15 protein-coding genes are annotated in these 19999 nt (G+C 61.6%); 5 read left to right on the forward strand and 10 right to left on the reverse strand.

Going from position 1 to position 19999, the window contains the following annotated elements; all coding sequences use genetic code 11:
• Nucleotides 1–150: 150 nt before the first annotated feature.
• Nucleotides 151–804, forward strand: a complete 654-nt coding sequence (locus tag WNE31_RS07795) for a trypsin-like serine peptidase (protein WP_349979154.1) — start codon at nucleotides 151–153, stop codon at nucleotides 802–804.
• Nucleotides 805–885: 81 nt separating this feature from the next.
• A complete protein-coding gene (serS, locus tag WNE31_RS07800) occupies nucleotides 886–2178 on the forward strand; it encodes a serine--tRNA ligase (protein ID WP_349979155.1) in 1293 nt (430 codons plus the stop codon).
• Between the two features lie 145 nt (nucleotides 2179–2323).
• Here the strand turns inward: serS and WNE31_RS07805 are convergent, their stop codons facing one another.
• From WNE31_RS07805 to WNE31_RS07825, 5 genes are all read right to left on the reverse strand, one after another.
• A complete protein-coding gene (locus WNE31_RS07805) occupies nucleotides 2324–3301 on the reverse strand; it encodes a fatty acid desaturase (protein ID WP_349979156.1) in 978 nt (325 codons plus the stop codon).
• Nucleotides 3302–3439: 138 nt separating this feature from the next.
• The gene (locus tag WNE31_RS07810; RefSeq protein WP_349979158.1) at nucleotides 3440–4636 is read right to left on the reverse strand and encodes an MFS transporter; all 1197 of its coding nucleotides are present in this window, start codon (nucleotides 4634–4636) and stop codon (nucleotides 3440–3442) included.
• 15 nt (nucleotides 4637–4651) lie between these two features.
• A complete protein-coding gene (gene der, locus WNE31_RS07815; RefSeq protein WP_349979159.1) occupies nucleotides 4652–6115 on the reverse strand; it encodes a ribosome biogenesis GTPase Der in 1464 nt (487 codons plus the stop codon).
• Nucleotides 6116–6163: 48 nt separating this feature from the next.
• Entirely contained in the window at nucleotides 6164–7462 is a 1299-nt protein-coding gene (locus WNE31_RS07820) for a PQQ-binding-like beta-propeller repeat protein (protein WP_349979160.1), read from the reverse strand.
• 41 nt (nucleotides 7463–7503) lie between these two features.
• Nucleotides 7504–8184 (reverse strand): hypothetical protein, encoded by a 681-nt coding sequence (locus tag WNE31_RS07825; RefSeq protein ID WP_349979161.1) that lies wholly within the window; start codon nucleotides 8182–8184, stop codon nucleotides 7504–7506.
• Nucleotides 8185–8514: 330 nt separating this feature from the next.
• Here WNE31_RS07825 and WNE31_RS07830 point away from each other — a divergent pair, with 330 nt between their 5' ends.
• Together WNE31_RS07830 and WNE31_RS07835 are read left to right on the forward strand one after the other, a co-directional pair.
• Complete coding sequence (locus WNE31_RS07830; RefSeq protein ID WP_349979162.1) at nucleotides 8515–9756, forward strand: efflux RND transporter periplasmic adaptor subunit; 1242 nt, start codon at nucleotides 8515–8517, stop codon at nucleotides 9754–9756.
• On the forward strand, nucleotides 9753–13583 hold the full coding sequence (locus tag WNE31_RS07835) for an efflux RND transporter permease subunit (RefSeq protein WP_349979164.1): 3831 nt from the start codon (nucleotides 9753–9755) through the stop codon (nucleotides 13581–13583). Before WNE31_RS07830 ends, WNE31_RS07835 begins: the two co-directional genes overlap by 4 nt.
• Nucleotides 13584–13664: 81 nt before the next feature.
• Here WNE31_RS07835 and WNE31_RS07840 read toward each other — a convergent pair whose 3' ends face one another.
• A complete protein-coding gene (locus tag WNE31_RS07840) occupies nucleotides 13665–15476 on the reverse strand; it encodes an ABCB family ABC transporter ATP-binding protein/permease (protein WP_463407423.1) in 1812 nt (603 codons plus the stop codon).
• 89 nt (nucleotides 15477–15565) lie between these two features.
• Complete coding sequence (locus WNE31_RS07845) at nucleotides 15566–16870, reverse strand: LysM peptidoglycan-binding domain-containing protein (protein ID WP_349979166.1); 1305 nt, start codon at nucleotides 16868–16870, stop codon at nucleotides 15566–15568.
• Between the two features lie 99 nt (nucleotides 16871–16969).
• On the opposite strand from WNE31_RS07845, the gene WNE31_RS07850 reads away from it, so the two are divergent.
• Nucleotides 16970–17521, forward strand: a complete 552-nt coding sequence (locus tag WNE31_RS07850; RefSeq protein ID WP_349979168.1) for an LOG family protein — start codon at nucleotides 16970–16972, stop codon at nucleotides 17519–17521.
• On the opposite strand, the gene rarD is transcribed toward WNE31_RS07850, so the two are convergent.
• The 3 genes from rarD to WNE31_RS07865 all read right to left on the reverse strand — a co-directional run bounded on the left by rarD (nucleotide 17491) and on the right by WNE31_RS07865 (nucleotide 19941).
• Nucleotides 17491–18384 carry an EamA family transporter RarD gene (gene rarD / locus WNE31_RS07855; RefSeq protein ID WP_349979169.1) on the reverse strand — a complete coding sequence of 298 codons (894 nt, stop codon included), beginning with the start codon at nucleotides 18382–18384 and terminating at the stop codon, nucleotides 17491–17493. The genes WNE31_RS07850 and rarD overlap by 31 nt on opposite strands.
• Nucleotides 18385–18454: 70 nt before the next feature.
• Nucleotides 18455–19231 (reverse strand): enoyl-CoA hydratase-related protein, encoded by a 777-nt coding sequence (locus WNE31_RS07860; RefSeq protein WP_349979170.1) that lies wholly within the window; start codon nucleotides 19229–19231, stop codon nucleotides 18455–18457.
• A 110-nt stretch (nucleotides 19232–19341) separates the two neighbouring features.
• Entirely contained in the window at nucleotides 19342–19941 is a 600-nt protein-coding gene (locus WNE31_RS07865) for a superoxide dismutase (protein WP_349979171.1), read from the reverse strand.
• Between the last annotated feature and the right edge of the window lie 58 nt (nucleotides 19942–19999).

Raw genomic sequence — 19999 nt, forward strand, 5'->3', positions numbered from 1 at the left:
GAAGATTTTGCAGGAACCTATGTGGCCCCGCCCTGTTATGCAAGGCGGGAAACGCCCTCACTTCGGGGCAAATTGCCCTGCCGACAGGGCTGGACCGGCCCGATTTTCGACAGGCTTGAGATCAGCGTCCCAAATGGGCAGTCTGATACCATGATCCGCCCCCTGATCCTGTCGCTTTTCTGGGCCTCTGCCAGCCTCGCGCAATCCCTTGTGCCCCTTCCCGCCGAGGATCACGCGCAATGGCAGGCGATTGGACGGATCAACGTGGCCGGCTACAAGGCGCGCAGCATGTGTTCGGGCACCCTGATTGCGCCGGACAAAGTGCTGACCGCGGCCCATTGCGTGTTGCGTCCCGATGGCAGGGCCTTTGCGCTCGCGGATATCACCTTTGTGGCAGGCTGGCTGCGCGGCAATTACAGCGCCGCCGCCAAGCCAGTGCAACTGGACCTGCCGCCCAAGGCTTACGGGCCGCGCGGCATCGTGGTGGCCCATGACCTCGCGGTTTTGACGCTGGACGCCGTGCTCGACCTTGCGCCGCTGCCGGTCGGGGCAGACGCGGCGGTACGCAGGGTCACGCTTTCGGGCTACACCCGCGAACGCCCGCATATGCTGAGCATCGCAAAAGACTGCCCTGCGCACAAAAACGGCGCGGTACTCTGGATCGGGTGCCCCGTCACGCGTGGCGCCTCGGGTGGACCGGTTCTGGTGAATACACAGGCGGGCTGGCGGGTGGTCGGCGTGATCTCGGCCACCAACGGCACCGCGACCCTAGCCGCTCCGATCACAGATTTCATCGCAGAGTAAGGACTACCCTGTTCCAGCCCGTCAATCTGGTGCATAAGGCGCGCGTCGCACAACCGATTCACCCATCCAAGGACAAGACCCATGCATGACATCCGTGCCATCCGCGAAAATCCGGCCGCCTTCGATGCCGCCCTCGCCCGTCGTGGAGCCGAGCCGATGTCATCCTCCATCCTTGCCCTTGACGCCGAGCGCCGTGCCAAGATCCAGGCCGCCGAGGCCGCGCAGGCCGACCAGAAGAAAGCCGCCAAAGACGTCGGAGCAGCCAAGGCCAGCGGCGATGAAGCCGAATTCGAACGCCTGCGCGCACTGGTTGGTGAAAAGAAATCCGAAGTCGCCGCCATGCAGGCCGAGGCCAAGGCCCTTGACCAGCAGTTGACCGACCTTTTGATGGGCATCCCCAATCTGCCCTTCGAAGACACGCCCGAAGGCGAGGATGAAGACGACAATGTCGAAATCCATCGCTGGGGTACGCCCGCGGAGTTCTCGTTTGCCCCCAAGGAACATTACGAGCTCGCCGGCGTCGTGCCCGGCATGGACTTTGAAACCGCGGCCAAGCTTTCCGGTTCGCGCTTCGTCGTGTTATCGGGTGCCGTGGCCCGCATCCACCGCGCGCTGGCGCAGTTCATGATCAACACGCATGTCGACGAAAACGGCCTGACCGAGGCTTGGACGCCGGTTCTGGTCAAGCCAGAGATGATGTACGGCACGGGTCAACTGCCCAAGTTCGGCGAAGATTCCTATGAGACCACAAATGGCTGGTGGCTGGTGCCCACCGCCGAGGTCACGCTGACCAATATTGTGAACGGCCTGACCGTCGAGGAAAGCTACCTGCCGCGCCGCTATGTGGCCCACACCCAATGTTTCCGCTCCGAGGCAGGCAGCGCCGGGCGCGACACCTCGGGTATGCTGCGCCAGCACCAGTTCGAAAAGGTCGAGATGGTCTCGGTCACAAAACCCGAGGACAGCCGCGCCGAACTGGACCGGATGACCGGCTGCGCCCAGGGTATTCTCGAACGTCTGGGCCTGCCCTATCGCACCGTGGTGCTCTGCACGGGTGATATGGGCTTTGGCGCACAGCGCACCCACGATATCGAGGTCTGGCTGCCGGGCCAGAACACCTACCGCGAGATCAGCTCGGTCTCGGTCTGTGGCGACTTCCAGGCGCGGCGCATGAATGCCCGATTCAAACCCGCAGGCGGCGGCAAGCCGGAATTCCTGCACACGCTGAACGGCTCGGGCCTTGCGGTCGGGCGCTGCCTGATCGCGGTTCTGGAAAACGGCCAACAGGAAGACGGCTCGGTGGTCCTGCCCGAGGTGCTGCATCCCTATCTGGGCGGCAAAACCACGCTGACCGCAGACGGCGTGCTGGCCTGACCCAACCGGCGCCGTGTTCTGAGAAGCCCCGCATTTGCGGGGCTTTTTGTTTATGAGGATTTTTCAAAATAGAAGATCAATGCGCGGCTTTTTCTTGGGCAAAATACCTCGGGGGTGAGGCCGCAGGCCGAGGGGGCAGCGCCCCCTATTCCGCTGGTGTCGCAACTGGTGCCCCTTTCGGGAACGGCACCAAACGCCCCTGATCCTCATCCCAAAGCTTCAAGCGGAAGGACCGCAGCGCCTCGGGCCAGTGGATCGTGCGCAATTCGTATTCCTCCCGGATCTCCTGATGAGCTTTGCGCAGGTTATAGTGCGGGATGCGCGCGTTATAATGGTGTATATCGTGATAGGCGATATTGGCCGACCCGAGATCCATCCACCAGCCAAGATCAAGCGCCGAAGACCCCTGCAGCGCCGCAATGCGCGGGTCCAGATCGGGGCGGCGATCCCAGTAGGTGTCTTCGAAATTGTGCTGCAGATACACCATGAAGACGCCGATCATCCCGCCAATGAAGGACGACAGAAACCAGATCAGAACGCCAGTCCAGCCAAACAACAGATACAGGCCAGCCATGTAAGCTGCGATCGCGATGTTGTGGACGATGACGCTGCCCGCCATCTCGCCCGCGTTCTTGGGCCAGCGGTAGCGGATGAAATAGGTGAACAGGCTGCCCACCGGGATCAGGATGAACGGATTGCGATAAAGCCGATATTGCAAGCGTTGCCAGGGGCTTGCGGCGTTCCATTCACGCAAGGTCATGGTGTGAATCTCGCCGGTGTCGCGATGATCGAGATTGCCGAGATGCGAGTGGTGCAGGTTGTGGTTGTGCCGCATCGCGGCATATGGCGCAAATGTCAGAACAGACAGCGCCTCGCCTGCCCAGTCATTGTGCTTGCGACTTTTGAACAGGGACGCGTGCCCGCAATCGTGTTGCAATACGTAAAGCCGCACGGCAGAAAACGCGTTCAGCACCATCATTGGGACCAGCACCAGAAAATTATCCACTTGGGTGATCGCCAGATAGAGCGAGATAAAGTACACGCCAAAGGTCGGGAACAGCGCCAGCGCCCCGAGGCGGTCGTTCTTTTCGGTAAAGGGTTTCAAACGTTCGCGAATATCCATTCTATCCCCCGTCTCCAATTCTTAGCGGTCATTGCAATATCGGTGTGACATGCGCATGTCATCCGGCGCCGCATTGCAGAACATAACGCCCTTTTGCGCTATTCCCAACCCCGCGTGACGGTTTGTGGCGCAAGAGCCTCAGAAATGGCGCAGACGCAGGACCAGCGGCAGGATTGCAAGCACCAGAATCACGGCCAGAAGATAGGGTGCCCCGGGCAGGTAAAGCGCGCTGTCGCTGACGAAATATTCGAACACGCCCGTAAAGGCCAGAGGCGCGGCCACTGCCGCCACCGAAGAAAGCGAGGCGATCACGCCTTGCACCAGCCCCTGCAGATCGTCGCCGACGCGATTGGCGGCAAACGCGGTCAACAGCGGCGGCGCCATGTCCGAAGCTGCCGCGATGGGTAACAGGACCGCCACCATCCAGGCCGCATCTGCAAAACCGAACCCGACCAGCCCCACCACCGAGGCCCCCAAGGCAAAAACCAGCGTTCTGAGGTCTCCGAACAGGCGGGTCATGCGCGGCAACAGCCCGGCCTGCACGACTGCAACCAACACGCCATAAGCCGACAGGCTAAGCCCGATGGTGAAACCGTCCCAACCGAACCTCTCGCGCCCCCAAAAGGCCCAGAGGGTCGGATAGACCATGTTGGCAAACTCAAACACGAGAATGCACACCAGTGGCACCGCCAGCCCCGGCATGGCATAAGCGCGCAGAATGGTGGCAAACGGGTTGAGATCGCCCCGGCCAAAAGGGCGGCGGTTTTCGGGTTTGAGGGATTCGGGCAGGATCAGCAGGCCAAACACCACGTTCAGCGCCGAAAGCGCCGCGGCAATCCAGAACGGCGCGGTGATATGCCAGCCCGAGGCCATACCGCCAAGCGCCGGGCCCAACACGAACCCGATGCCGAAAGCCGCGCCGATCATGCCAAAAGCGGCGCCGCGCTCTTCGGGTTTGGCGATGTCCGAGATATAAGCCGTAGCGGTGATATAGGTCGCACCCGCCATGCCCGCGATGATCCGCCCGACCAGCAACAGCCAGTAGGTTTCGGCCATTGCCATGATCACATAGTCAATGGTCAGTGTGGCAAGCGCGGCAATCAGGATCGGGCGGCGGCCAAACGCATCCGACAGGCTGCCCACGATGGGGCCGCACAGGAACATGGTGGCCGCATAGGCCGACATCATGATCCCGCCCCACAAGGCGCCCTCGGCGGTGCTGCCTGCCCCGACCCGTGCCATCAGGTCGGGCATGATCGGGAACACGATCCCGATGCCAATGGCGTCGATCATCAGGGTGGCCAGAATAAACAGGAAGGGGCCAGACAGCTTCATGCCACGGTAAGCCCCTCAGCGGTCGGCACTGCGCCCCTTTATATGCTTGCGCAGTTTCGACGGACCCGCCTTTTTCTTGCCCTTGTATGGGTTCTTGTCGCTCTGGCCGCGCATGATCAGGCGAATCGGCGTGCCCGGCATGTCGAAATCCTCGCGCAGACCATTTACGAGATAGCGCGAATAGCTGTCAGGCATCTTGTCGGGGTGCGAGCACATGACCACAAATCCCGGCGGGCGGGTCTTGGCCTGCGTCATGTAGCGCAGTTTGATCCGTTTGCCCTGCGGCGCAGGCGGCGGGTGCTGTTCCAGCATTCCCGTCAGCCAGCGGTTCAGCTGGGCGGTGGTGATGCGGCGGTTCCAGACGTCATAGGCGCGCAGGATGGCGTCATGCAGACGGTCCAGCCCCCTGCCCGTCTTGGCCGACACGGTAATCAGTGGCGCGCCCCGCAACTGGGGCAGCAGGCGGGCAAAGGATTCCTTGAGGTCCCGCAGCTTTTCCTGCTTGCTGTCCTCGATATCCCATTTGTTCACCGCTACGACCACAGCGCGGCCTTCACGCTCGGCCAGGTCGGCGATGCGCAGGTCCTGTTGTTCGAAAGGAATGGCCGCATCCAGCAGCACCACCACGATTTCGGCGAACTTCACCGCGCGCAGCCCGTCGGACACGGATAGTTTTTCCACCTTGTCCTGCACCTTGGCTTTCTTGCGCATCCCCGCCGTGTCGAAGATACGCACCGGCGTACCGTTCCAGTCGGTTTTGAGGGAAATGGCATCGCGGGTGATTCCCGCCTCGGGGCCGGTCAGCAAACGGTCTTCGCCGATGATCTTGTTGATCAGGGTCGACTTGCCTGCATTCGGGCGGCCCACCACCGCAATTTGCAAGGGTTTTGATGCAGTCGGCTTGGGGGCCGCGCCGTCGTGGTCGTCATCCTCGTCAAGGTCGATATCGACTTCGGGGGCGGCCTCCTCGGCGCGTTCGGCAAAAGCATCGGCAAGCGGCATCAACTGGGTGTAAAGGTCATTCAGCCCTTCGCCATGCTCCGCCGAAAGACGGATCGGCTCTCCAAGGCCGAGGCTATAGGCCTCGATCACACCGGCATCCGCGGCGGCGCCCTCGCCCTTGTTGGCGGCAAGGATCACATGCGCAGACCGTTTGCGCAGGATTTCAGCAAACACCATGTCGGTGGGCGTCACTCCTGCGCGCGCATCAATCATGAACAGGCAGATATCGGCCATGTCCACGGCGCGTTCGGTCAGGCGGCGCATCCGGCCCTGAAGGCTGTCGTCGGTCGCGTCTTCCAGACCGGCGGTGTCGATCACGGTGAACCTGAGGTCGCCCAGCCGCGCTTCGCCCTCGCGCAGGTCGCGCGTGACTCCCGGCTGGTCATCGACCAAGGCCAGTTTCTTGCCCACGAGGCGATTGAACAATGTGGATTTGCCCACGTTGGGGCGCCCCACGATGGCGAGCGAAAAACTCATCTGTTGTCTCCGACAGTCTTGAAGACGCCGCGATATACTATTTCCGCGTCAACGGAAAGCGTGCAAATGCCCTTTGCCGCCCAGCACGTATAGCGTGCCGTTCACCACGATCGGAGCCGAGGCCGCACCACCGGGAATTTCCGCCGAATGCACCTGCACACCCGAAGTGGGGTCAAAAATCCGCAACTGCCCGTCAGACGAGGCAACGACGATGCGGCCACCGGCAAGGATCGGGCCGTAATGGGCATAAAGTGCCGCCATGCGTTTCGGACGGCTGTCGACATAACGTGGCAGGTCCACCGCCCAGATCGGTTCGCCATTCGAGGCATCCAGACGCATCAGGGTGTTGCGATCGTTGACCAAGAAAACCGAGCCGCCCACCGGCCAGACCGGTCCCAGAGCGCCCTGTTCGGCGGTCCAGATACGCTCGCCGCTTTCGATATCCAATGCCACAAGACGACCGGAATGGTTGGCGGCGTAGACCCGGCGCCCGTCAATCACGGGGTCGCCGGAAATGTCCCCGACCTTGCTACGCGCGATGCCGGGACGTTCACCCGAGATCCCCGCGTCCCAGACACGGAACCCGCCGCTGCGGAACGTCGCCTGCAATTCGCCGGACCCGAACGGGAAGATCGCAAACCGGTCATTGAGTGCCGGCGCGGCGGGGCTCATGACGTTGCCAAGTTGCGGCACGGAGTTGACCTGCCATGCGATACGTCCGGTTTCAACCTCGAGGGCCCAGCCCTGATCGTCGCCCGATACGACATAGACCAGACCGCCAAACACCGTGGGGGTGCCGCTCCCGATCCCGCCGGTCTTTTGCTCCCAGATCACGTCGCCGGTTTTGGGGTTGACCGCCATGAGTGAGCCGAAGCCGGTCGAGACAAAGAGCTTGCCTGCCCCAAAGGCCAGCCCCCCGCCCAGGGAATCCTTGGAATCGTCGCGCGGCGGCGTCAGGTCACGGGTCCAGACCACCCCGCCATTGGTGGCGGTGGCCTGCAACTGTGCCTGCGAGTCCAGCGTGAAGATCATACCTTCAGCAGCAACGGGGTCGGCGCTCATCCGGTTTTTGCGGCTGTTGCCCTCGCCGATCTCGGCGCTCCAGGCCAGCTGCGGAAAGGTGGCAAGCGCGGCGTTCGACACGCGGTAGGATTGCGTGCCGATCCGGTGTGTCCAACTGTTGTTACGTGTCTGTCCAGGCACGCTGATGGCGCGGCGCTGGTTCACTACATCCTCGACCGCATCACCGGACCGCAGATCCTCGCGGGGTCCCGGAAGCACCATGTCCTTTTCGGCACAGGCCGCCAATACCGTTGCGCCTGTCAGCGCCAAAACCCAGTTCCGCATTTTCACTGCATCGGCCCCCGTCGTCAGTCCAGACCTGTTTGTTATTGACTCACCACAGGTGCGGCAAGTTCGGGCAGGTCACCGCCCAGTGCTACAATCAACCGACTTGTGCGTTGACGCAAGCCCGCAGTCACGCCCGCATCGGCAATGATTGCCTGCAGCTTGGTCATGGCGGCGTCGGTGTTGCCTTCCTCGATATCCAGAAGCGCCAGTTGTTCCTGTGCCAGCAGCGACAAGGGCGCCCCCGGCGCGGCCAGCGCCCCAAGCAGCGTGCGGCGTTCTTCGGCCGGCATCTCGGTGCCACGGGCCAGAACGGATTTGAACAGCGCGATCTGGCTATAAATCTCGGGCTGGGTCGCGGCGGCAGTGGCAACACCTTCCAGGGTGGCGGCGCTGTCCGCGCGCGCCCCGGTGGCAAGTTGTTCGGAGGCTAGGAGCAGGTCAACAACCACCTGCGCCTCGACCGGCGATGTTTCGATCGCATCAAGGGCCGCAATGCGGGACGCATCGTCGTTTTCGGACAGAGCCGCAACAATGGCATCCCCATTGTTCTGTGCGGCCGACAGCGCGGTGGCCTTGCGGTATTCGTTAAAGGCCGCCCCGCCCACCAGAACCACGACAAAGGCCACGGCGATCCAGCCATAGCGGCGCAGATAGGCGAACATCCGGTCGCGGCGGACCTCTTCGGTGACTTCTTCGATGAAACTGTCGGTATCGCTCACGGCGGCCCCCTGTTGATTTGCCCCCTCTTAGCGCGATGGGCGCGGACTGCCAAGCCTTGCGCAATGGCTTGCGACCATAAACCTTCGTGGTGGCCGCAGTGCTGTCTTTGGCCTCAAACGGGCAACCACGGTGATTTTTCCGGCAGTCGGGTGCGTCAAAGGCCACACAATCCGGTGACATGCAGGGGCAAGGGGGATTGGCAATTTGCCCGCAGCGGCACAAGTGGCTAAAATGAAGCGGTCGTTTAACTGTCTTTGCGGGCTGCTTGCATTTTACCCTGATGCCATTATCTCGCTTAACAAGATATCCACGGGCGAGGTTACCCCAAAATGCGCATTGTGCCGATTATCACCGCCATTCTCGTGTCGGTCCTGTTGTATTTCCTCGTCATCGAGCGCGACTCGATAAACGCGATGGCCGCACCGCCGTCGGAAATTGAAGACGCGACCGCCAGAGACGACACGGCCGCAGCCCTTGCCGAGCAGACATCCGGTCCGGACCTGATGCGGGTGCAGGCCATCCATTCCGAGGCTCGGGTCATCGACAGCGCCGTAATACTGCGCGGCCAGACCGAAGCCGACCGCCAGGTTGATGTGCGCGCCGAAACGTCTTCGCAGGTGGTCTCTGAACCGCTGCGCAAAGGTGCTTTTGTCGAAGCTGGACAAGTTATGTGCGAGCTTGATCCCGGCACGCGGCAAGCATCACTGGAAGAAGCTGAGGCACGGCTGACCGAGGCCCGCGCCCGTGTGCCCGAGGCCGAAGCCCGCCTGCACGAGGCCCGCGCCCGCCTGGAAGAGGCCGAGATCAACGCCAATGCCGCCAACAAGCTGATTGAAGGCGGTTTTGCCTCGGAAACCCGCGTAGCTTCGACCCAGGCCGCCGTGAGCGCCGCCGAGGCCAGCGTGCAATCCGCAAAATCGGGCCTGCAATCGACGCAGGCCGGGATTCAGTCGGCCGAAGCCGCCGTGGCTGCCGCCAGGCGGGAAATTGACCGGTTGTACATCAAGGCGCCGTTTGGGGGCCTGCTGGAATCCGACACCGCCGAACTGGGAAGCCTGCTGCAACCCGGATCGCTCTGTGCCACCATTATCCGGCTGGACCCGATAAAGGTGGTAGGCTTTGTCCCTGAAACCGAGGTCAACCGCGTCAAGATCGGCGCCATGGCCGGCGCCCGTCTGACCACGGGCCAAGAAGTGGCCGGACAGGTCGTGTTCCTGTCGCGCTCGGCGGACCCGACAACCCGCACATTCCGCGTGGAAATCAACGTGCCGAACCCCGACCTGTCGCTGCGTGATGGCCAGACCGCCGAAATCGCGATTTCCTCGGAAGGGGCGGATGCCCACCTGATCCCGCAATCGGCACTGACACTGAATGACGAGGGCACGCTGGGCGTGCGCCTTGTTGGCGACGGCAACAAGGTCACTTTCGCGCCCGTCGAATTGCTGCGCGACTCGGTTGACGGCATCTGGGTCGGGGGCTTACCCGCCAAGGCTGACGTGATCGTGATCGGGCAGGAATATGTCGTGGATGGTGTCACGGTCGATCCCGTATTCGGGGAGACCGGCCTATGATCGGCATCGTAGACTGGGCTGCAGAACGCGCCCGAATGGTGATGGCCTTTGTGCTGGTGTCGCTGGTGATCGGCGCCACGGCCTATACGGGGTTGCCCAAAGAAGGAGAGCCGGACATCCAGATCCCGGCTCTTTTTGTCTCTGTCCCCTTCCCCGGCATTTCCGCCGAGGATGCCGAAAAGCTCTTGGTCAAACCGATGGAGACCGAACTGGCCGATCTGGACGGGCTTGATACCATGTCGGCCACGGCGGCCGAGAACTATGCCGGTTTGTTTCTCGAATTCGACTTCGGCTGGGACAAGGGCGCCACCATGGCCGATGTGCGCGAGGCGATGAACACCGCCGAGGCGAATTTCCCGGAAGGGTACGAGAAATACTCGATCAACGAGATCAACTTCTCGGAATTCCCGATCATTATCGTAAACCTGACCGGCGACGTGCCCGAACGCACGATGACGCAAATCGCAAACCGGCTTCAGGACGATCTCGAAGCGCTGGATTCGGTGCTCGAGGCGGGTCTGGCCGGCGGACGGGACGAGATGCTTGAAGTCATTATCGACCCGCTGCGCCTTGAATCCTATAACGTGACCGCGACCGAACTGATCAATGTGGTGCGCAACAACAACCAGATGATCCCGGCGGGTGATGTGGAAACGGCGCAGGGTAAATTCGCCGTCAAGCTGCCCTCGTCCTTTACCGAGCCGCGCGATGTTTATGAATTGCCGGTCAAGACAAATGGCGACCGGATCGTGACGCTGGGTGATCTGGCCCAGATCAATCTGACTTTTGAGGACCGCCTTGGGACCGCGCGATTCAACGGGGAAAACACCGTGGCCCTGCAGGTGGTAAAGCGCAAAGGCTTCAACCTGATTGACACCGCCGAGACCGTACGCCGCGTGGTGGACGAAGCCAGCGCCGAATGGCCCGCCGAATTGCAGGCAGCGGTCGAGGTAGGCACCTCGAATGACCAATCCGTGGTCGTCTCGTCCATGGTGCGCCAGCTGGAAGGCTCGGTTCTGACCGCTGTCGCGCTGGTGATGATCGTGGTTCTGGCGGCCCTTGGCATGCGCGCCGCGCTTCTGGTGGGCTTTGCGATCCCGACCTCTTTCCTGCTGTGTTTCGCGTTCCTTGCAATGATGGGCGTGACCATATCCAATATGGTGATGTTCGGCCTGATCCTCGCTGTGGGGATGCTGGTCGACGGGGCCATCGTGGTGGTGGAATATGCTGACAAACGCATCAAGGAAGGCGTCGGCCCGATGCACGCCTATGTCGAGGCCGCCAAGCGCATGTTCTGGCCCATCGTGTCGTCCACCGCGACCACACTGTGTGCATTCCTGCCGATGCTGTTCTGGCCCGGCATTCCCGGCCAGTTCATGGAGATGCTGCCGATCACGCTGATCTTCGTGCTGTCGGCCTCGCTGGTGGTGGCACTGGTCTATCTTCCGGTTCTAGGCGGACTTGCGGGCCGTTTCGAACGCCTGACCCGCAACAAGGCACAGCAACTGGCCGGGCTGAAATGGTACATGCGTATTCTGGTCTTCGTGGCCAGCGCGGCGGGCATCGGCCTTGCCATCTCGTTGATCGGTGGGGCCTTTGGCCTGATCGGTGCGACCTTTGCCTTGATGGGGTCCGATATCCTGCGCGACGTCATCCCGGGTTATCTGGGCATCTTCGCGCTGATCGTCGGCATCGTCGCACTGGTGGCGGTGGCGCTGGTCTGTCTTGCGACCTTCATGCTCTCGCTCGGGTCGATCTTTACCTCGATCGGCAACCTGTCACGTATGCTGTGGCGCAAGGTCTTTCCCAAGAAGGAACGGCTCTATTCCACGGTCGAATACAAGCGAAACCTGTTCGGCGATTTCATTCACCTGCTAGTCGCGCGTCCGTTCATGCCGCTGGTGGCGATCGCCTCGGTCTTTATCGCGGTCGGGGTGACCTTCTCGATCTATGGCGCCAACAATAAGGGCGTGGAATTCTTCGTGGAATCCGAACCCGAAGCTGCAATTATCTATGTGCGGGCACGGGGCAACCTTTCGCTGGAGCAACAGGATGATCTGGTCCGTCAGGCCGAGGAAATCGTACTGGCCCACCCCGGCACCAAGACCGCCTTTGCCTTTGCCGGAGAAGGCGGGCTGAACAACAATACCGGCGGCGCACAGGCCCCCAAGGACACCATCGGACAGGTCCAGATGGAAACCATCGCCTGGGGCGATCGGCCCGTGCAGCGTGAAAAATGGTTCACGCTTCCGCTGCTGAACATCGACATCTACCGCGATGTAAAGGACCCCGCTTGGGACGGCAACACCGTGTTGGCCGAGATCGAAGCCGAGTTGAAACGCATTCCGGGCGCGCAGATCGAAATCCTTGAGGCCAACCGTGGCCCGGCCTCGGCGAAACCCGTGCACCTGCGCCTTAAGGGCGAAAACTGGGAAGACCTTCTGGCCGCCGCCACCATGGCGCGCGCGCAATTTGAAGCCACGCCCGGCCTGACGCGGATCGAAGACACCCTGCCCCTGCCCGGCATCGACTGGCAGATCGACGTGGATGTGGCCAAGGCAGGCCGCTACGGTGCCGACACGGCCACCGTGGGCGCCATGGTCCAGCTTGTGACGCGCGGCATCCTTCTGGATACGATGCGTGTCGACACCTCGGACGAGGAAATCGAGATCCGCGTCCGCCTTCCCGACGAAGACCGCGTGTTGTCCACGCTGGATACGCTCAAGGTGCGCACGGCGGACGGTCTTGTGCCACTGTCGAATTTCATCACCCGCAAACCGGTAGAAAAACTGGCCGAGATCAACCGTGTTGACCAGAAACGCTATTTCGACGTCAAGGCGGATGTGGCGAGCGGGCTGACCGTGCTGCGCAATGCCGAAACCGGCGAGACCGAGGTGATCGAGACCGCCCAGTGGGACGCCGACAGCGCCCTGCAGGCCGATTATGCGGATCGTGGGTTTACCAATGTTGTCCTGACCGCAAATGAACGGATCGCGGCGCTGACGCAATGGCTGGAAGACAGCCCCTTCCCGCGTGGTATCGACTGGGAATGGACCGGCGATCAGGAAGATCAGGCCGAAAGCCAGGCGTTCCTTGGCAAGGCGTTCGGCGCGGCGCTGGCCCTGATGTTCATCATCCTGCTGGCCCAGTTCAACAGCTTCTATAACGCGGTTCTGGTGCTTCTGGCGGTGGTTCTGTCCACCACGGGCGTGCTGATCGGGATGCTGGTCATGAACCAGCCCTTCTCGATCATCATGACCGGCACCGGCGTGGTGGCGCTGGCGGGGATCGTGGTGAACAACAATATCGTATTGATCGACACCTATCAGGAATATTCCCGATACATGCCGCGTATCGACGCCATCGTGCGCACCGCGCAAGCGCGCATCCGGCCCGTGTTGCTGACCACGATCACCACCATGGCCGGTCTGGCCCCGATGATGATCGGCCTGTCGCTGGACTTTGTGAATGGTGGCTATTCCTTTGAAAGCCCCACCTCGCTGTGGTGGACCCAACTGGCCACCGCGGTGGTGTTCGGCCTTGGGATTGCGACGATCCTGACGCTGGTATTCACACCGTCGATGCTGGCCGCACGGGTGTGGTTCTCGACCTACCTGTTCTGGACAGGTGAACTACTGGCGAAACTGTCGCTGGGCCGTGGCAGCCGCGCCGCGCGCGACTGGGCCCTGCGCCGCGAGGCCCGAAAGGTGAAGTCACCGGTTCTGCTCTGGGAAGAGAACACGCCCGAGGTCATTGTAGCCGAAACTCCGGCAGACGCGACAGACAAACCGGCCAACACCAACACATCCCTGGACGCGGCAGAGTAAGCCAGCCCAGCCTGACACAGACATCAAAAGCCCCGCGTCGCAAAACGCGGGGCTTTTTCTTTTGGTCACTGCGCCAATGGGTCAGGCGGCGTCTTCTTCGGATTGCTGACGGCTCCAAAGCTGGGCATAGCGCCCTTCTTTGGCCAAAAGCACGTCATGGGCGCCGCGTTCGATCACATGCCCCTGCTCCAGCACGACAATCTCGTCGGCTTCGGCAATCGTGGACAAACGGTGCGCGATGGTGATCACCGTGCGCCCCTCGCCCGCACGCGCCAGTGCATCCTTGATCTCTTGCTCGGTATCGGTGTCCAGCGCCGAGGTCGCCTCGTCCAGCAACAGAATGGGCGGATCTTTCAAAAGGGTGCGGGCAATACCGACGCGCTGCTTCTCGCCGCCCGAGAGCTTCAGCCCCCGCTCGCCTACCGCTGTGTCATAGCCTTCCGGCAGGGACAGGATAAAATCGTGGATTTGCGCGGCCTTGGCGGCGGCAATGATCTCTTCTTCCGAGGCATCGTCCCGGCCATAGGCGATGTTATAGCGGATCGTGTCATTGAACAGCACAGTATCCTGCGGCACCACACCGATCGCGGCGTGCAGGCTTTGTTGCGTGACGTCGCGCACGTCCTGCCCGTCGATTTTCAAGGCCCCGCCTTGCACGTCATAGAACCGGAACAAAAGCCGCCCGATGGTCGATTTGCCCGATCCGGTTGACCCGACAATCGCCACGGTCTTGCCCGCAGGCACCGTCAACGACACGCCTTTCAGAATTTCGCGTTCCGCGTCATAGCCAAAGCGCACGTCTTCCAGCGTGATTTCGCCCTTGTCGATCCGCAGCGTGGTGGCGCCCGGTTTGTCAGACACATCGGCGGGCTGCTCGAGCAGGTCGAACATCTCGCCCATATCGACCAGCGACTGGCGGATCTCGCGATAAACCGTACCAAGGAAATTCAGCGGCACGGTGATCTGGATCATATAGGCATTTACCATGACGAAATCGCCCACCGTCAACTCGCCGTTCTGCACCCCGATCGCAGCCAGCACCATGACGCCGATCAGACCACAGGTGATCAGGAAAGATTGGCCAAAGTTCAGGAAAGCAAGCGAATACGCGGTCTTGAGCGCCGCCTGCGCATAGGCCCGCATCGAGATATCATAGCGGTCGGCCTCGCGCTCTTCCGCGCCGAAATACTTGACCGTTTCAAAGTTCAGCAGGCTATCGATGGCTTTCTGGTTGGCATCCGTGTCCTGATCGTTCATTTCGCGGCGCAGCTTCACGCGCCATTCAGTCACGGCAAAGGTGAACCAGATATAGACCGCGATGGTGCCCGCCACGACCACCAGATACCAGACGTCGAACAGCACCGTCAGGATAATCGCCACAAGGGCAAGTTCCAGAACCAGCGGCCCGATCGAGAACACCAGAAAGCGCAGCAGGAAATCCACGCCTTTTACACCGCGTTCGATGATCCGCGACAGACCGCCCGTCTTGCGCGTGATGTGGTATCGCATCGAAAGCTGGTGAATATGCCGAAAGGTTTCAAGCGCCAGCCGCCGCAGCGCCCGCTGACCGACAGGCGCAAAGACCGCGTCACGCAATTGCTGGAAACCCACGGTCATCATGCGCGCAACCCCGTAGGCCACGGTCAGACCAATCGCCCCAAGCGCCAGCGGGGGCACGCCCTCATTGGCAAGGCTGTCCACCGCGCCCTTGTAAAGGATCGGCGTATAGACCGCGATCAGCTTGGCCAGCACCAGCATCGCAAGGGCCACGACCACGCGCCGTTTGACCCAGAACGCATCCTTTGGCCAGATATAGGGGATGACTTTGCGCAGGGTGCGCATGCCAGAGCGGCGTTCTTCCTTGGCGATGTCCGCGCTGGAAGAGGTCTGCATGTTTCGCATGGAGTCTTTTCCTGTCCGTCTTGGGTGTCAGGTAAACACACCACGCGGAAAAGACCAGAACCCGTCCCGGCTTTCGCGGATTATTCGGGAATTTCGAAGATTTGCCCCGGATAAATCAGGTCGGGATCGCGGATCCGGTCGCGGTTGGCCTCGAACACGCGCACATATTGCGTGCCGCTGCCATAGCGGTCGATGGCTATGGCCCAGAGGGTCGAGCCGGGTTGCACCGTGACCACGCGCACGGGCGCCGCATCAGAGGGCATCGCGGCCTGCTGGTTCGCCTCGACCACGGTCTCGTCCTCGCGTTTGAACGGGGTTTCGATCCGGGACGTGACCGCGCCCTCTTCATCCACCTGATCGACGCGCAGCGTATAGACGCCGCTGTCCACATCCGGCAGTTCCGTGCGCCAGTTGCCATCCGGCGCGATACGTGACGAGGTGACGGGCTTGTTGTCCAGATAAACGCGCACGAAACCCGCATCGGTACCACGGCCAGAAAGTTCGACCTCGCCCTCGGCGGAATAACTGATCGCATCCAGAGCGACCGTGGACATGACGTCGGGCGCGGGGTCGCCGGACACAGGCGCCTGCAGAACGGTCACGCCATCCGCATCGGCCTTGAGAATCGTGGTCGACGGCGCGGGTGCAGTCTCAGTGGGGGCTTCTGCAGTTGTTGCCGGTGTCTCGGCTGCAGGCGATGTCTCCGTGACCGTGCCCATGGATTGCGCGGACTTGTATTCGGTCGCATCCGCAAGCTGTGGTTCATCTTGTGGCACCGCTGCGGGTTCCGGCACAGTCTCTTCGGGGGCTTGCATCACATCCGAAGGTGCCTGCGCAGTTTCGATCGGGGTTTGCGCGACCTCTTGCGCGGTCGGGATCGGTGCTGCCGCGGGCGTGGGCGCAATAATCACCGTATCTTCCGATGTCACCTCCCCGTCGTCGCCCGTCTGGACAAGGCTCAATACGCGGGGCGCATCGCTGGGCGGTAACTCGACAAAGCTCACGAATTTGCCGGACCCGTCGGTTTCCGCGCGGGCCAGTTCGCGGCCATCCATCAGAATCGTAATCGGCCGCGACAAGGCCCCCTGCCCGGCAATCAGCGTATTGCCATCGGTTTCAACCCGCACCACGTCAAAAGACGGGCGCAGAATATCGGACACTTCTTTTTCCGGCACGGGGGCCGGTGCGGGGGCAGGCTGGGCGGGTTTTAGCGGGGTTGCGACGGGTTGGGCTACGACGGGTTGGGCTACTTCGACCGGCGCCGGTGCAGGATCACTCGGGCCCAGAATGCCACTGAAAGCGCCAATGGCCAGCCCCCCGACCAGCACAACGCCAGCGCCGACAAACAGACCGTTCCCAGCCAGAAAAGATGCTTTTTCGCTCATGCCAGCGTTTCCCCAAATTTTGCCAGCCCTTGTGGTTGAGAGACCATATCAACACGGGTAACAGTGGTCAAAACAGCATTGAACATATTGAGGAAATCCATGTCACAACGATCAATCTGTGTCTTTTGCGGCGCACGTTCCGGCCATGATCCCGCGTTTGAGGCCACCGCCACCGAGCTGGGACGGTTGATCGCCGCGCGCGATTGGCGGCTGGTTTACGGCGCAGGCGACATCGGGATCATGGGGGCGGTTGCCAATGCCACGCAGGCGGCCGGCGGCGAAACCTTTGGCGTCATTCCGGTGCACCTGATGCAGCGCGAGGTGGGCAAGACCGACCTGTCCCGTTTCGTGGTGACCGAGAACATGCATGAACGCAAAAAGGTGATGTTCATGAACTCGGACGCCATCGTTGTTCTGCCCGGCGGCGCTGGGTCGCTGGATGAATTCTTCGAGGTCCTGACATGGCGGCAGCTTGGCCTGCACGAAAAGCCGATCCTTCTGGCCAATATCAACGGGTATTGGGATCCGCTGGTCGGGCTGGTGGATCACGTCATCGCGCAGGGCTTTGCCGAAGCCTCGATCCGAGATTTCATTCAGGTGGTGCCGGATATGGCCGCGCTTCAGACGGCCTTGGAGACGGCCCTGTCCTGACGCAGGGACGCCACCGTATAGATCGCCAACGCCAGCCAGATCACCGGAAACGCCACCGCATGCCAGAACCCGAAAGGTTCGCCAAAGATCATCACGGCGCACATGAATTGCAGGGTCGGGTTGAGGTATTGCAGCAACCCGACCGTCGACAGTTTCGCCCGTTTGGTGGCATAGGAAAACAAGATCAGTGGCGTCGCGGTCAAGGCGCCGGACAATACCAGAAGACCGCTGTCCCCCGGATTGGCGGGGCCAAAACGGCCGCCCGCCTCCCCCGTGTGAAACATATAGAGCACCCCAAGCGCGATAGGCACCAACACCAGCACCTCGGCAGTGACTGACACGACGGGCCCGAGGGTCAGCCGTTTCTTGACCACACCATAAAGCCCGAAGGTCGTGGCCAGGATCAGCGCGATCCACGGCGCCACCCCAAGGCCAATGGTCAGCACCAGCACGGCGCACAAGGCCAACCCGACCGCGACCCATTGCAGGCGGTTCAGCGCCTCGCCAAAAATCACGCGCCCGAATAGCACCGCCACCAGTGGAAACAGGAAATAGCCCAGCGACGCCTCGGTCGCGTGATTGTTGCCAATCGACCAGATGAACACGAACCAGTTGATGGAAATCATCAGCGCGGCAAAACAGATGATGGCCACACCGCGCCCCTGTTTCATGGCGTCACCCAACTGGCCCAGCCGCCCCTGTAGCATCAGCAGCGCGGCAAAGATCACCAGCGACCACAGGGTCCGGTGGGCCAGAACCTCGATCGGGGCAATATGGGCCAGCAGCTTGTAGTAAAGCGGCGACAGACCCCAGACCACGCAGGCGCAGATCATCGCCAGAATTCCCTTTTGCGACTCGCTCATTTTGCTGCCCTTCTGCCCGCGCACCGCCCAGTGATGACCGCGCCCGCACCCAAAGACAAGGGGGCGCGGCTCAACTCCAGGTTTTGCGCTCGAGCGCAATCCGTTCTGGGTCCATGAAATGGGTCAGCATCGCGTCCGAGGCGGTCTGGTACGCCTCGGCAAGAGGTTGTTCCAGTTGTTGATAGAAAGTCTGTTTCCCGAGTGACACGGCGGGCAAGTGACGGGTGGCAAGAGTGCGCACCCTGTCGCGCACGACCTGTTCCAGCGCCTCGGGCGGCAGCACGCGATTGACCAGCCCTGCCGCCAGCGCCCAATCGGCAGAATAACTGTCCCCGGTCATGGCCATTTCCATGGCGTGTTTCCGTGATATCACCCGTCCCACGGCCACCGCCGGGGTCGAACAAAACCCACCATTCTGCACGCCGGGCAAACAGAAACTGGCCCTCGTCGAGGCAAAGGCCAGATCACAGGCCGCCACCATCTGAAGCCCCGCCGCCGTGGCGATTCCATCGACCATCGCCACCGTGGGCTTGGGCCCAAGGGTCAGCCGCGTCATCACCTGTGCGCAGAGGGCAAACAGATTTTGCAGATAAGCCGCGCCCAGATCGGGATCCTGACGATGGCGGGCGATTTCCTTGAGGTCATGGCCCGCGCAGAAAATATGGCCCGGACCATGCAGCACGATCACCCGCACATCGGGGTCTTGCTCGGCACGCGCCAACCCCGTATCCAGCGCCTGCAAAACGCCCATCGAAAGGGCATGCGCCCTGCCCGCCCCAAGCGTCAGCCACATCACCCCGTCCTCGTGCCGTTCCGCGACCAGCGGCGTGTCATCCATGCTGTTCATTGTCTCGTCCTCCCTTGTTGAAGGATGTCGCGTCTGCCGTAACGTCGCAAGCAAAAGAAAAACCCCCGCACCGGATGGCACGGGGGTCAATCTTGGCAATCTGGCGGGGATTACATGCGCGAGGCGACGTTTTCCCAGTTCACCAGTTTGTTCAGGAAGTTGTCCAGATACGCGGGGCGCTTGTTGCGGAAGTCGATGTAGTACGAGTGTTCCCACACGTCGCAACCCAGCAGCGCGGTCTGACCAAAGCAGAGCGGGTTCACGCCGTTTTCAGTCTTGGTCACCGCCAGCGAACCGTCAGCGTTTTTCACCAGCCAGCACCAGCCCGAGCCGAACTGGCCCGCGCCTGCGGCGGCGAACTGCGATTTGAACTCGTCAACCGAGCCAAAGCTTTCGGTCAGGGCTTTTTCAAGCTCGCCCGGCATGGCGCTTTCGCCCGGGCCCATCATTTCCCAGAACTGGTTGTGGTTCCACAGCTGCGAGATGTTGTTGAAGATCCCGTTCTGCGCCACGGCGTTTGCGTCGTAGGTGCCGGTGATGATCTCTTCCATCGACTTGTTTTCCCACTCGGTGCCGGCAATCAGCTTGTTGCCGTTGTCGACATAGGCCTTGTGGTGCAGGTCGTGGTGGTATTCCAGCGTTTCCGCCGACATGCCGAGATCGGCCAGCGCGTCGTGGGCATAGGGAAGATCGGGAAGTTCAAAAGCCATGATAGTGTCCTCTGTTGTTCGTGCGGTTTTCTGTGTGACAGATGCGGGGTTCTCGGCC

This window comes from Shimia fortis (assembly GCF_040225985.1).
GTDB lineage: Bacteria > Pseudomonadota > Alphaproteobacteria > Rhodobacterales > Rhodobacteraceae > Shimia.

What these genes read in the sequence shown, in the direction of transcription:
- WNE31_RS07795 (WP_349979154.1), top strand. Translation starts at nt 151, where the DNA reads ATGATCCGCCCCCTGATCCTGTCGCTTTTCTGGGCCTCTGCCAGCCTC.
- serS (WP_349979155.1), top strand. Translation starts at nt 886, where the DNA reads ATGCATGACATCCGTGCCATCCGCGAAAATCCGGCCGCCTTCGATGCC.
- WNE31_RS07805 (WP_349979156.1), bottom strand. Translation starts at nt 3,301, where the DNA reads ATGGATATTCGCGAACGTTTGAAACCCTTTACCGAAAAGAACGACCGC.
- WNE31_RS07810 (WP_349979158.1), bottom strand. Translation starts at nt 4,636, where the DNA reads ATGAAGCTGTCTGGCCCCTTCCTGTTTATTCTGGCCACCCTGATGATC.
- der (WP_349979159.1), bottom strand. Translation starts at nt 6,115, where the DNA reads ATGAGTTTTTCGCTCGCCATCGTGGGGCGCCCCAACGTGGGCAAATCC.
- WNE31_RS07820 (WP_349979160.1), bottom strand. Translation starts at nt 7,462, where the DNA reads ATGCGGAACTGGGTTTTGGCGCTGACAGGCGCAACGGTATTGGCGGCC.
- WNE31_RS07830 (WP_349979162.1), top strand. Translation starts at nt 8,515, where the DNA reads ATGCGCATTGTGCCGATTATCACCGCCATTCTCGTGTCGGTCCTGTTG.
- WNE31_RS07835 (WP_349979164.1), top strand. Translation starts at nt 9,753, where the DNA reads ATGATCGGCATCGTAGACTGGGCTGCAGAACGCGCCCGAATGGTGATG.
- WNE31_RS07840 (WP_463407423.1), bottom strand. Translation starts at nt 15,476, where the DNA reads ATGCAGACCTCTTCCAGCGCGGACATCGCCAAGGAAGAACGCCGCTCT.
- WNE31_RS07845 (WP_349979166.1), bottom strand. Translation starts at nt 16,870, where the DNA reads ATGAGCGAAAAAGCATCTTTTCTGGCTGGGAACGGTCTGTTTGTCGGC.
- WNE31_RS07850 (WP_349979168.1), top strand. Translation starts at nt 16,970, where the DNA reads ATGTCACAACGATCAATCTGTGTCTTTTGCGGCGCACGTTCCGGCCAT.
- rarD (WP_349979169.1), bottom strand. Translation starts at nt 18,384, where the DNA reads ATGAGCGAGTCGCAAAAGGGAATTCTGGCGATGATCTGCGCCTGCGTG.
- WNE31_RS07860 (WP_349979170.1), bottom strand. Translation starts at nt 19,231, where the DNA reads ATGAACAGCATGGATGACACGCCGCTGGTCGCGGAACGGCACGAGGAC.
- WNE31_RS07865 (WP_349979171.1), bottom strand. Translation starts at nt 19,941, where the DNA reads ATGGCTTTTGAACTTCCCGATCTTCCCTATGCCCACGACGCGCTGGCC.